The organism is Bradyrhizobium sp. CCBAU 51745, from assembly GCF_028128715.1.
In the GTDB taxonomy this organism is placed as follows: domain Bacteria; phylum Pseudomonadota; class Alphaproteobacteria; order Rhizobiales; family Xanthobacteraceae; genus Bradyrhizobium; species Bradyrhizobium manausense.
This window is the reverse complement of the sequence record NZ_LBJP01000088.1, coordinates 96,275-108,704: the sequence shown is the minus strand read 5'-3', so window position 1 is coordinate 108,704 and position 12,430 is coordinate 96,275. Positions and strand designations below refer to the sequence as shown.

At 65.8% G+C, this 12,430-nt stretch carries 11 protein-coding genes; 4 read left to right on the top strand and 7 right to left on the bottom strand.

Annotation, left to right across the window (positions count from 1 at the left end; translation table 11 throughout):
* Nucleotides 1–27 precede the first annotated feature (27 nt).
* Both XH98_RS29555 and XH98_RS29550 read left to right on the top strand, forming a co-directional pair.
* Nucleotides 28–1,356, top strand: a complete 1,329-nt coding sequence (locus tag XH98_RS29555; RefSeq protein ID WP_271620693.1) for a DUF2235 domain-containing protein — start codon at nt 28–30, stop codon at nt 1,354–1,356.
* A 323-nt stretch (nt 1,357–1,679) separates the two neighbouring features.
* The gene (locus XH98_RS29550) at nt 1,680–1,931 is read left to right on the top strand and encodes a PilZ domain-containing protein (RefSeq protein WP_083514210.1); all 252 of its coding nucleotides are present in this window, start codon (nt 1,680–1,682) and stop codon (nt 1,929–1,931) included.
* Between the two features lie 48 nt (nt 1,932–1,979).
* Here XH98_RS29550 and XH98_RS29545 read toward each other — a convergent pair whose 3' ends face one another.
* The 6 genes from XH98_RS29545 to cobS all read right to left on the bottom strand — a co-directional run bounded on the left by XH98_RS29545 (nt 1,980) and on the right by cobS (nt 8,719).
* Nucleotides 1,980–2,390 carry a hypothetical protein gene (locus XH98_RS29545; protein ID WP_271603396.1) on the bottom strand — a complete coding sequence of 137 codons (411 nt, stop codon included), beginning with the start codon at nt 2,388–2,390 and terminating at the stop codon, nt 1,980–1,982.
* A 219-nt stretch (nt 2,391–2,609) separates the two neighbouring features.
* On the bottom strand, nt 2,610–3,722 hold the full coding sequence (locus XH98_RS29540; RefSeq protein ID WP_271620692.1) for an NADH:flavin oxidoreductase/NADH oxidase: 1,113 nt from the start codon (nt 3,720–3,722) through the stop codon (nt 2,610–2,612).
* A gap of 127 nt (nt 3,723–3,849) precedes the next feature.
* Nucleotides 3,850–4,557 carry a hypothetical protein gene (locus XH98_RS29535; RefSeq protein ID WP_271620691.1) on the bottom strand — a complete coding sequence of 236 codons (708 nt, stop codon included), beginning with the start codon at nt 4,555–4,557 and terminating at the stop codon, nt 3,850–3,852.
* A 36-nt stretch (nt 4,558–4,593) separates the two neighbouring features.
* Nucleotides 4,594–5,655, bottom strand: a complete 1,062-nt coding sequence (locus tag XH98_RS29530; protein WP_271620690.1) for an esterase-like activity of phytase family protein — start codon at nt 5,653–5,655, stop codon at nt 4,594–4,596.
* Nucleotides 5,652–7,556, bottom strand: a complete 1,905-nt coding sequence (gene cobT / locus XH98_RS29525; RefSeq protein ID WP_057747448.1) for a cobaltochelatase subunit CobT — start codon at nt 7,554–7,556, stop codon at nt 5,652–5,654. The genes XH98_RS29530 and cobT overlap by 4 nt, the downstream gene beginning before the upstream one ends.
* Nucleotides 7,557–7,720: 164 nt before the next feature.
* Nucleotides 7,721–8,719 (bottom strand): cobaltochelatase subunit CobS, encoded by a 999-nt coding sequence (cobS, locus tag XH98_RS29520; RefSeq protein ID WP_025032652.1) that lies wholly within the window; start codon nt 8,717–8,719, stop codon nt 7,721–7,723.
* Nucleotides 8,720–9,027: 308 nt separating this feature from the next.
* Between cobS and XH98_RS29515 the strand changes: the two genes are divergently transcribed.
* Nucleotides 9,028–9,687: a DedA family protein gene (locus XH98_RS29515; protein ID WP_271603392.1), complete on the top strand. Its 660-nt coding sequence runs from the start codon at nt 9,028–9,030 to the stop codon at nt 9,685–9,687.
* Nucleotides 9,688–9,867: 180 nt separating this feature from the next.
* On the opposite strand, the gene XH98_RS29510 is transcribed toward XH98_RS29515, so the two are convergent.
* On the bottom strand, nt 9,868–11,088 hold the full coding sequence (locus tag XH98_RS29510) for a citrate synthase family protein (RefSeq protein ID WP_271603391.1): 1,221 nt from the start codon (nt 11,086–11,088) through the stop codon (nt 9,868–9,870).
* An 83-nt stretch (nt 11,089–11,171) separates the two neighbouring features.
* Here XH98_RS29510 and XH98_RS29505 point away from each other — a divergent pair, with 83 nt between their 5' ends.
* Nucleotides 11,172–12,266, top strand: coding sequence for a citrate synthase/methylcitrate synthase (locus tag XH98_RS29505; RefSeq protein ID WP_271620689.1), 1,095 nt, complete (start codon nt 11,172–11,174; stop codon nt 12,264–12,266).
* Nucleotides 12,267–12,430 lie beyond the last annotated feature (164 nt).

Genomic DNA, 12,430 nt, shown 5'->3' with positions numbered 1-12,430 from the left:
CGGTAGCATCACCCGGAGGCGCATCCCATGGAGTACGCGGCCAAACCCGAGTCGAAGAACCTCGTCATCTGCTGTGACGGCACCGGCAACGAGATCAGCGAGAACATCTCCAACGTCCTGAAGCTGTATCGCTGCCTGCGCAAGACCGACAAGACGCAGCCGCGGCAGATGGTGTTTTACGATCCCGGGGTCGGCACGGTGACGGAGCCGTCGACCTGGAACAGGTGGAAGGCCAACATCAGGCTGGTGCTGGGGCTCGCCACCGGCTACGGGCTCGATGACAATTTGCTGTCCGCCTATTGCTTCCTGATCGAGCATTATGCGCCCGGCGACCGCATCTATCTGTTCGGCTTTTCGCGCGGCGCCTATACCGTGCGCGTGCTGGCGGGGCTGATCCATAAAGTCGGCCTGATCTCGCCGGAGCAGGCGAACCTCGCAGGCAGTGGCCTCGTCGCCTACAAGCAATATTCCGGGCTGGGGCGCGGCAACGATATCGAGGACCTCAAGGATATCGTGGTCGACGACCAGGGGCCGCTGCCGAAGGATGCATTCGACCTTGCCGCGCAGTTCGCGCGCATCACCTCGACGCGCTGGCCGACCATCCACTTCATCGGCGTGTGGGACACGGTGGCAAGCGTGATCGTGCCGCGGCGCGACGTGTTCTTCCTGGTGTTCACGCTCGAGGAGCTCGCCTTCGTCAGGCGCAATCCGAGCGTCAACATCTTCCGCCAGGCGATCGCGATCGACGAGCGGCGGCGCATGTTCCGCCTGAAGGCGTATGAGGAGCCGCAGGAATATTGGAGCAACCGCTACGTGCCCGACGAGAAAAAGGTGGGGCAGGACATTTTGCAGGTGTGGTTCTCAGGCGTGCATTGCGACGTCGGCGGCGGCTATCCGGAGGCGACGAGCGCGGAATCGAAATACCCGCTGCTCTGGATGATCGAGGAAGCGGAAAAGGCCGGGCTCAACTTCAACAGGCGCACCGTGAACCAGCTCGCCTGGGGCATCCAGCGCAAGAACTCGCCGTTCCAATACGTCCCGCCCGCGTTCACGGGCAAGGCGGGCGTGCTGCACAATTCCATGACGGCACTCTGGCGCGTGCTGGAATATCTGCCGAAGCGCGCGAAATATCGGGAATGGCGGGAGCGGAAGGTGGTGGCGGGCTTCTACATTCCCGACGCCGAGCCGCGCTTCATCCCCGAAGGCGCGCATGTGCATGAGAGCGTGCTGAAACGGTTGGACGTCGAGCCGGACTATCGGCCGGTGAATTTGCCGAAGGATTTCGTGACGGTGCCGATGCCGGTGCCGCCGGGGGTGGATCTGGCGGCGGGGGTGGAGGAGGTCGTGACGGGATGATGGAGAGTGACGGGCGCCGGCCTCTCCGCGTCATTGCGAGCGAAGCGACTTGTCCGCCGAAGCCTCGGCGAAGGCGGTCTGGATTGCTTCGTCGCAAGGGCTCCTCGCAATGACGGAGTGTGGGGAGGCAGGCTCGCGAGCCACCCTCTCCCCCAAGGGGCCCGCAAGGGGAGAGGGGAAGAATCCCCACCCCACTACCTCCGCATTCTGCAATCGCCGCTACTTTTCATTAAAATTCTCGCCCTCGCTTTAGCGCGATCGCATCACATCACCGGCATCATGACCGTCGAGACCTCCGCATGAGCGGCGGAGCAGGAGGACACGTGCCACAATTTCCGCGAAGGTTTGCCCGTGTGAAGCCATCAGGCCTGGTGTCGCGCCAGGCCAAGATCATCACCGACCCGCGCGCGCCGGTGATCCCGTGCACGCTGATCGACTATTCGCCCGGCGGGGCCTGCGTCGATCTCGGCGGGCAGGTGAAGATCCCCGATCGGTTCGAGCTGCTGCACGTCAACACCAAGAAGCGCTGCAGGATCGCGTGGAAACGCGGCACGCGGGTGGGCGTGGTGTTTTAATTCGCCAGGACGACGGCGGAATGCTGGGCGAAGCCTGACCCGCTTCCCTCACGCCTTCCGCATCCGCGCCTTCGCCCCCGCGACGATCTGCATGGCGACGCCGCCGATCCAGCCCAGCAGCGCCAGCCAGGTCAGCGCGTCGTGGGGCTCGAGGCGGAGCACGATGACGGCGACGGAGACGAGCGCGGTGAGCGTGGCGCAGAGCGTGCCGGCGGAACTGAGCAGCTCGGCGGCGTCGATGTGGCTGTGGGCGTCGTCGAACGGCAGCTGCGGCGTGTCGATGCCGAGATAGAAGCCGATGGCACCGAGCACCATCATCAGCAGCAGGAAGCCCTGCGTTGTCAGCGCTGATATCGCCGATCCGACATAGGCGCCCACGAACAGCCCGCACGCCGCGCCAGCCATGGCGAGGCCCAATCGCTCGAACACGTGGGCAGTCTTGCGAACACGAAACCGCATGGCGGACCCTCCGTGATGAGGCGCAGAGGTTAGGCCAGTTTGCCGGCCGGTGAAAGCTAAGGGGGGTTACGGATGCGTGAAGTGGGGCGCGAGCGAGTCTCTCTCCGTCATGGCCGGGCTTGTCCCGGCCATCCACGCCTTGTCTCGCGGCATCAAGAACGTGGATGCCCGGGACAAGCCCGGGCATGACGACCTGGTGCGAATTTGGCGGCGAACAAGCTACCTCGCCCCGAACGTCGTCCTGCCGAACAGCGCCTTCTGGGTGGAGGGCTGCGAGCGCCAATATTGCGGCGGGGCCTCGACTTCGCCGCCGAGTTCGGCGGCGGCGTGCCATCCCCAGCGCGGCTCGTAGAGCATGGCACGACCGAGCGCGACCATGTCGGCCTTGCCACTCGCGACGATCTCCTCGGCGTGCTTCGCTTCGGTGATCAGGCCGACCGCAATGGTCGGCACGCCGGTCTCGCGCTTGATGGCGTCGGCGAACTGTACCTGATAGCCGGGGCCGAGCGCGATCTTCTGCAGCGGCGAGATGCCGCCGGAGGAGGCATCGATCCAGTCGACGCCGCGCGCCTTCAACGCCCGCGCAAATTCGATGGTCTGGCCCAAGTCCCAGCCGCCCTCGACCCAATCGGTCGACGACACCCGCATGCCCACGGGCTTGTTTTCCGGGAACACGGCGCGCACGGCCTCAAAGATTTCCAGCGGGAAGCGCATGCGGTTCTGCAAGGAGCCGCCATATTCGTCGGTGCGCCTGTTCGAGAGCGGTGACAGGAACTCGTGCATGAGATAGCCGTGCGCGCCGTGCAGCTCGATCGCGTCGATGCCGATGCGCGTCGCGCGCTTCGCTGCGTCGACGAAGGCCTCGCGGATGCGCTTCAGGCCGGCGCTATCTAGCGCGAGCGGCGCGGCCTCGCCCTCCTTGTGCGGGATCGCCGACGGCGCCACCGTCTGCCAGCCGCCTTGCTCGAGCGGAATGAGCTGGCCGCCGTCCCAGGGGCGCGCACTGGAGGCTTTGCGGCCGGCATGGGCGAGCTGCATCGCGATGGCGGTGTGCGAATACTTGCGCACCGAGCTGAGGATCTGCTTCAGCGCGGCCTCGGAGGCGTCGCTGTAGAGGCCGAGACAGCCCGGCGTGATGCGGCCGATCGCCTCGACATGGGTCGCCTCGATGCAGAACATCGCAGCCCCCGACAGCGCCAGGTTGTTGATGTGGGTGAAGTGCCAATCGGTGGGAACGCCGTCCTCGGCCGAATACTGGCACATCGGCGACACCACGACGCGGTTCTCTAGGGTCAGGCCGCGCAACTTGATCGGGGAAAACAGGGCGCTCATGCGAGGGGGATCCGGGACAGCGAGGGATGGAAGCGATTGCATGAAGTTTAGTGGCTGGGCGGCGAATTGCGAGATGCGCGGGCGGCATGGCGGATGGCGGGGCCATGCATTGCGGGAAGCGCGCGCCCTACGGCGAATCCACGAACTTCCCCGGCGTCGGCTTGCCCATGCGGATCTTGCCGTCGGGCAGAAGCTCCCCATCCGCCTCCGCGGAGAACTCGATCATCGTCCCGTCACCGTCATACTTCAGCGTCCTGGCGAGAGGGCCGAGCTTGTCGAGCAGCTTGGCGTCATCAGCAACCAGGACCCGGTATTCGGTGAGGTGGAAACGGCGCGGCGCCGCCCAGGTGAAATCAGGGACGGAGGAGCGCACCTGGACATCGTTGGCACTGTCGACGCTGCGGCCGGTGACGTCACGGAATAGATCAGGGCTATCGAGCAGCTTCGCCCTGGTGCCGTTGATGTCATAGATGTTCAGCGTGACGACGTGGCGCTCGCTGCGGAACGACACCGCGACGATGCGCGAATCCGCCGACCAGGCGGCGTGGAAGGCATCCGGCGCCGAGTCCAGGATGTTGTCTTCCTTGACATTGGGAAGGGTCATCAGCTTGCGATGCGCGGGCTCCGCCATCAATGAGAGGCGGAAATTCTCCGAGCCGGCATCGCCCTCGCCATGCGCGGCAACAGAGAGCTTTCCGTTCGGCGCCTTGCCACCCTGGATGATGGCGTATTCACCCTTGCCGTATTTGTGCTCGGCCGTCGCCAAAGCGGGCGACATGCCCGGCGAGGCGGCGAAGGCGAGGAGCAAAGCGAGGACGGCGCGGCGGTCGGGCATGATGGTGTGTCGGCGCAGGGGCAGCCCACGTTCAACCTACTCCACCAGCGTGAATTGCAGCAGCAGGGTGCGCTGGAGCAGGGAGAAATTGTCGTCCGACACCATGGTCAGCACGGTCTCGCCGTTATCAGTGACGTGGGCGTCGATGCCCTCCATGTTGTCGACCTCGTGGCCGAGATCGGCGCGAAACAGCTCGAAGCCGTCGACCAGCGCCCCCGGTGCGATCGATTTCAGGGGAATCGAACGGATGCGGATGTCGATGCCGGTGAACCAGGAGAATTTGCGCTCGAGGATGAGCAGCTCGCCTGATGGCAGCAGCACGGCGTCGCTGATGTCGAACTTGTCGGTGCGGCGCACGGCGAACTGGCCGGGCGACGGGCCACCGATCAGGAAGGCGACCAGATTGCCGTCGGCATCGAGCCCGCGCTCGGAGAACGCTACAAGCGTGCCGGCGAGCGGCGTGCTCTTGCCTTTCGGCACGAACACCAGCGCTTCGAGCCCCTTGTTGACCGGCAGCTTGCGGATCGCTGATGGCGTCGGGATCACCTCGCCGCGGGCGCGCGTGCCCCCGTGTGCGAAGTCGAAGCGCATGATCTGGTTGACGCGCTCGAGCCCGACATAGACCAGCGAGCCGTCGCGCGCGAGCGACTCGGTGTCGTACCAGAGCCGCTTCTCCGTGATCGGGCGGCCCTCCGCGTTCAGCACCGGCGCGGCCTCGACATCGGCGAGGCCGGCCATCTTGCCGCCGTCATAGCGGATGGCGCCGGTGAACCAGGTGCCTTGATCCGACAGCGCGAGGAAGCGCTCGCCCTTGGCATCGAGGAAGCGGAAGCCCGAGAGGCCGCCGAAGCCGCGATGCGGCGAGGTCAGCACCAGCCCGCTGCGATATTGCAATGAGCCGAAGCGCACGCGCGAACGATCGCGCGGCTCGAAGAACGGGATTGGCCGCGCATTGACCTCGATGCTGACGGGCTCGTTGACGGCATGCTCGAGCTGCGCCGGCTTGACCTGCGCTTGTGCGAGCCTGGGCAAAGCGAGGGTGGAAAATCCCGCCGCCGCGTGACCAAGAAAGCTGCGGCGGGATTGATCTGTGCTCACGAATGCAGTTTGCGTCGCGGGCGACCGGCTGGTTGCGTGGGCGCGGCGTTGGTCTCGCTGAAGAGTTCGGCGAGCTTCTCGGTGATGGCGCCGCCGAGTTCCTCGGCATCCACGATCGTCACCGCGCGGCGATAGTAGCGCGTCACGTCATGGCCGATGCCGATCGCGATCAGCTCGACCGGCGAGCGGGTCTCGATCTCCTCGATGATGTGGCGCAGATGCCGCTCGAGATAATTGCCGGGATTGACCGACAGCGTGGAATCGTCGACCGGCGCGCCGTCCGAGATCATCATCAGGATCTTGCGCTGCTCGGGGCGGCCGAGCAGGCGCTTGTGCGCCCAGTCCAGCGCCTCGCCGTCGATGTTCTCCTTCAGCAGCCCCTCGCGCATCATCAGGCCGAGATTCTTCCGCGCACGGCGCCAGGGGGCGTCGGCGGATTTGTAGATGATGTGGCGCAGATCGTTGAGGCGGCCGGGATTGGCCGGCTTGCCGGCGGCCAGCCACGCCTCGCGCGATTGCCCGCCCTTCCAGGCGCGCGTGGTGAAGCCGAGGATCTCGACCTTGACGCCGCAACGCTCCAGCGTGCGCGCCAGAATGTCGGCGCAGGTGGCGGCGACCGTGATCGGGCGTCCGCGCATCGAGCCGGAATTGTCGAGCAGCAGCGTGACGACGGTGTCGCGGAACGTCGCCTCCTTCTCGTGCATGAAGGACAGCGGGTGATAGGGATCGGTGACGACGCGCGACAGGCGGGCGGGGTCCAGAATGCCCTCTTCGAGATCGAACTCCCAGGCGCGGTTCTGCTGCGCCATCAACCGGCGCTGCAGGCGGTTGGCGAGGCGGGCAACGATGCCCTGCAGATGCGCAAGCTGCTTGTCGAGATAGGCGCGCAGGCGCTCCAGCTCGTCATGGTCGCAGAGATCCTCGGCGGCGATGACCTCGTCGAATTTCGGCGCGAAGGCGTGATATTCCGGCCCGCGCGGCTCGTTCTTGCCGTGCTGGTTCGGACGCGTCGCCTCGCCCGGCGTCTCGTCGTCGCCGAGCTCGCCGTCGTCGAAGGTATCGGAGGTCGAGGCCTGCGCGCTTTCCATCGCGCTCTCGCTCATCTCCTCTGATGAAGCCTGCGCCTGGTCGGCGCTCATCTCCTGCGCGGCGTCGGAATCGGGCGAGCCTTCCGCGCCGGACTGATCGTTGTCGCCGTCCTGGTTCTCGTCGTTGTCCTCGTCGTCCTCGCTGTCGGCGCTGCGCTCGTCGCCGAGGTCGAGCGCGGTGAGGAGGTCATGCACGGCATCGCCGAACTTGGTCTGGTCCTCGACCACGCCATCGAGCCGGTCGAGCCGCTTGCCGATCTTGTCTTCGAGAATGGGACGCCAGAGATCGACCATCTTCCTGGCGGCCGTGGGCGGCGCCAGACCCGTGAGGCGCTCGCGCACCAGCATCGCCAGCGCATCGGCCAGTGGCGCATCGGCGCGGTCGGTGATCTCGTCGAACTTGCCGCGGTGGAAGTGGTCGTCGAGCATCGCGGTGAGATTCCTGGCAACGCCCGCCATGCGGCGCGCACCGATCGCCTCGACTCTCGCCTGCTCGACCGCCTCGAACACGCCGCGCGCCTGCGGATTGCCGGGCATCAACTTGCGATGAACTTTCGGATCGTGACAGGCGATCTTCAGCGCGATCGAGTCCGCGTGGCCGCGCACGATCGCGGCGTCGCGTTTTGTCATCTTGCGCGCCGGCTCGGGCAAGCGGGCTTTGCCCGGCGCGAGGCCCGGGCGTTCGGCCGCGAAGGAGACGTCGAGCTCGGGCGATTTCGCGATCGCCTTCAGGCAGGACGCCACCGAGCGCTTGAACGGCTCGGTCGGGGCTTCCTTGCTGTTGCGGAATTTGGAGTTGGAAGGCGTGCTCATCTCGATCTCACCGTCGTCCCGGCCTGGTGCGCAATTGCGCACCGGAGCCGGGACCCATAACCACCGGCGTTCGTTGGGTCAGGGAAACTATCAACGTCGCTTCAATCGAGACATCACGCGATATGGGTCCCGGCCTTCGCCGGGACGACATACCGCAAGAAGTATCAGCTGAGCGCCACGTTCACCGCCGATTCCGGCAGCTCTGCGTTGAAGCAGCGCTGGTAGAACTCGGCGACCAGGGGACGCTCGAGCTCGTCGCACTTGTTGAGGAAGGTGACGCGGAAGGCGAACCCGATATCGCCGAAGATGTCGGAGTTTTCCGCCCAGGTGATCACCGTGCGCGGGCTCATCACCGTCGACAGGTCGCCATTGGCGAAGGCGTTGCGGGTGAGATCGGCAAGGCGCACCATCTTGTTGACGATGTCGCGGCCTTCCTGGGTGCGATAATGCTTGGCCTTGGCCAGCACGATCTCGACTTCCTCGTCGTGGCTGAGATAGTTGAGCGTGGTGACGATCGACCAGCGGTCCATCTGGCCCTGGTTGATCTGCTGGGTGCCGTGATAGAGGCCCGAGGTGTCGCCGAGACCGACCGTGTTGGCGGTCGCGAACAGGCGGAACGCCGGATGCGGCTTGATCACCTTGTTCTGGTCCAGGAGCGTCAGGCGGCCGGAGACTTCCAGCACGCGCTGGATCACGAACATCACGTCGGGGCGGCCGGCGTCGTATTCGTCGAACACCAGCGCGACGTTGTTCTGCAGCGCCCAGGGCAGGATGCCGTCACGAAACTCAGTGACCTGCTTGCCGTCGCGGACCACGATCGAGTCCTTGCCGACGAGGTCGATACGGCTGATGTGGCTGTCGAGGTTGACGCGCACGCAGGGCCAGTTCAGCCGGGCAGCGACCTGCTCGATATGGGTGGATTTACCGGTGCCGTGATAACCGGTGACCATCACGCGGCGGTTGCGGGCGAAGCCGGCGAGAATGGCAAGCGTGGTGGCGCGGTCGAAACGGTAGTCGGAATCGACTTCAGGGACGTGAGGATCGACTTCGGAATAGGCCGGCACTTCGAGATCGCTGTCGATCCCGAACACCTGGCGCACCGACACCTTCATGTCAGGCAAACCGGAAACTTCCTCAACTTTGGACAGGGCGGCGGTCGTCATCAATCCTCCGAGGCCCCGGGCGATCCCGAGACCAGTTATTTGCACGTTGGCTGCGGCTGGGTGCGCTTTCGAACCTATCAGAGACAACGTGCCGGCAGAAGCCCGCCCCGCAATCAAAGTTCCGTTGTCTTTTCATTTAGATAGGCAAGGAACGCGATTTTTGGAAGGCTGCCCTGCAAATCTCGCCCAAATTTCGCGCCAAACAGGCGCCTGCCCAAGGGAATGGCAACGCGAATGGCACTTCCATCGCCGCCGCTTACTTATGTAAGGGTCTGAACCCGATTGCTCCAGTCCGCTACAGAGACCTCGTGACGTCCTTCCTTGACCCCCTCATCTCCTTCGTCTCAGTCCATGCGTGGCTGGCCTACCTGACCCTGTTCCTGGCGGCGCTGCTCGAAGCCGTCCCGGTGGTGGGCTCGGTCATTCCCGGCTCGACCATCATTCTGGCGCTGAGCGCGCTGGTTCCGGGCGGCGAACTCAAACTGCAATGGGTACTGCTGGCAGCCGCGCTTGGCGCCGTGCTCGGCGACGGCTCGGCCTATTGGATCGGACACCGGCAGCAGCGCAAGATCCTCAACACCTGGCCGCTGACCAACTACCCGCGCGTGGTCGAGGAGAGCGAGACCTTCTTCCACCGCTTCGGCACCTGGGCCGTGTTCTTCGCCCGCTTCGTGCCGCCGATCCGCGCCTTCGTGCCCGTCACGGCGGGTGCCCTGGGGATGGAGCCGGCGCGGTTTTACGCGGTCAACATCCCGGCGATCCTGGTCTGGGCGCCCGCCCATGTGCTGCCAGGCGTGCTGGCGGTATCGGCCTTCCACCAATATTTCGGCGTGCCGCACGAGGGGCATCCGTTCAAGCACATGTGGATTTTGACGGTGGTTGCCGTGGCGATCGTGGTCGGCGTGACGGTGTGGATCTATCGCCGGCGCAATGGCGGCACCGTCGCGGAGGCCAAGCCGCGGGTGTAGGCCCTCCCCGAGTCGTCCTGGCCTAGCGCGCAATTGCGCGCGGGGGCCGGGACCCATGACCACAGAGCGGTTTGGCGAAGACTCGTCGTCCGGTACTGCTAGCGTCCGCAACCGATAGATCACGCGGTATGGGTCCCGGCCTTCGCCGGGACGACAGCGGAGGGTAGAGCGCCCAGATATTTAACTCGCAGCTGCCGCCCTCCGCCCCGGCGCCGGCCCCACATATCTCGCCCTTGGCCGGATCAACTTCCCGAACTGCAATTGCTCACTGGCATGGGCGATCCAGCCGACGCTGCGGGCCATGGCAAACAAGGCGAGCTCGCTGCCGGCAGGCAGCCGCAGCGCGTGGACGAGCACGGCGAGAACGTAGTCGATGTTGACGAACTCGCCGGTCGCTTCCGCGATCCGCTCCGGCACTTCTTTGGTGAATTTGCGCGGCGCCCCAGTGCGCGCCAGCGCGTTCAGCAGCGATTGTGCACGGGGATCGCCGCGCTTGTAGACGCCGTGGCCAAAGCCCGGAATGCGCTCGCCCAGCGCGACGCGCTCGCGCACCATCGGCTCGACGTCACGATCGACCAGCGCCTTGACCAGTTGCGAGGCGAGCACGCCGGCGCCACCATGCTTTGGGCCTTTCAGCGCAGCGAGGCCGGCGATCACGGCATCATAGAGATTGAGCCCGGTCGAGGCCGCGCAGCGCGCGGTGAAGGTCGACGCATTCAATTCGTGGTCGGCGAGCAGCACCAGTGCGCGTCGGATCAGATCAGGCGCGTGCTTGTTATCGGGGGCCCAGGCGCGCGCGATCTGCTGATGCAGCGGCTCGGATGACGGCTCGGCATTCAGCATGGTGGCAACAAGGAGCCGGACGATGCGCGCGCCGACCAGCGCACGGCCATCGGGCGCGCGGGTGAAGGCGCGGGAATCGGCGCTGGCCGCCAATGCAAGCACCGCGATGGCGCGATCGATCGGCGCTGCGCGCCGCGCGGCTTGCGCGATCGTGCGCATCTCCTCGGAGATCTTCGGCTGGTTGTCAGGCGCGAACGGATCGACGTCGGAGACGTCCCAGAGCAGCGTCGCCGTGTGCTCCAGCGTGTCGTTCTCGGCGAGATCGATGCAGTTCACGCCGCGATAGATCGCGCCCTCCTCGGTGATGGTCGAGATCTCCGTGTCCATCACAGGCAAGTCGGCATCGAAGCTGCGCAGGCCGCGCGGCTCCGGCGACGGCACCCGGCGCTCCTTCAAGGCGCGGACGTCCTCGGCGCGATAGCGGTTCTTGCGCGAGTCCGGCGTCGGCTCGGAGCGGATCAGGCCGCGGCTGACATAGGCGTAAAGGGTCGCCGGCGAGATCGCGAGCTCGGCAGCAGCTTCCCGGGCAGAGAGGTAAAGGCCGTCGGAATTTTTCATATTGATTCATGTAATCAAGATTGATCAATCTGTCGAGAGGCCTGATCTTCTCCAGGTGCAGTGCAAAAAGGGAGATTTGGGCCATGAACATCCACCTCACCAAAAGCCAGATCGGGCTGGACGGCGTTCCCGCGGCCGAAACCGTGCTGAGCCATGTCGACGGTGAACGCGGCGAGCTGATCATCGCGGGCGAGCATGTCGGCCGCCTCGCCGCGATCTCCAGCTTCGAGGGCGTCACCGCCCGGCTCTGGAACGGCGCCAGCAAGACCACCCTCACCGAAGCCAATGTGCGGGCGAGCCTCGGCGCGGCACGCGAGCGGGCCTTCGCGCGGCTGAACGAGCTGCTGCCGGCAGCGCGCGGCATGGGCATCATCGACGGATTTCGTGCAGCGGTTGCGGGCCTCCGCGCCGAGCACGGGCTGGAGCATGAAGCGACCATCGTCGGCGCGTTTCCGGTGATCGCCGGCGCGCTGGTCCGCCGCGCGAAAGGGCTCGACCCGGTCGCGCCTGATCCGACCGTGAGCCACGCCGCCGATACGCTGCGTATGCTGCACGGGCGCGCGCCCGCAGCGCGCGAGATCACCGCCCTCGATGCCTATCTCGTCACCGCCAGCGACCACGGCATGAACGCCTCGACCTTCACCGCGCGCGTCGTCGCCTCGACACAGGCCGATCTGTTCGCCGCCGTCACCGCCGGCTATTGCGCGCTGACCGGTCCGCTGCATGGCGGCGCGCCGGAGCCGGTGCTGGAAATGCTGGATGCGATCGGCACGCGCGAGCGGATCCAGCCCTGGGTCGATGCGGCGCTGGCACGCGGCGAGCGCATGATGGGCTTTGGCCATCGCGTCTATCGCGTGCGCGATCCGCGTGCGGATGTGCTCAAGACCGCGGTCGAGGCGCTGGCCTCCAACGGCACCGACCTGCCGTTTGCCGGCGAGGTCGAAGCCTATATCCGCGCAGCCTTGCGCAAGAAGAATCCGGACCGGCCGCTGGAGACCAATGTCGAATTCTTCACCGCGATCCTGCTCGATGCGCTGGCGATCCCAAGGCAGGCGTTCACCCCGATCTTCGCGGTGGCGCGTAGCGCCGGCTGGACCGCGCATGCACGCGAGCAGCAGCGGACCGGGCGGTTGATCCGGCCGAGCTCGTCCTATGTGGGGGCGATGCCGGAGGGGTGAGGTATCGCGGATGTCGCCGCGAGCAAGCAATCGTAGGGTGGGCAAAGGCGCGTTTGCGCCGTGCCCACCATCTCTCTCGATCACAAAAAAATGCGTGGGCACGCTACGCTTTGCCCACCCTACGATACTGTCGCCGCGGCGAAAGCCGGGACGACACCGGGAAG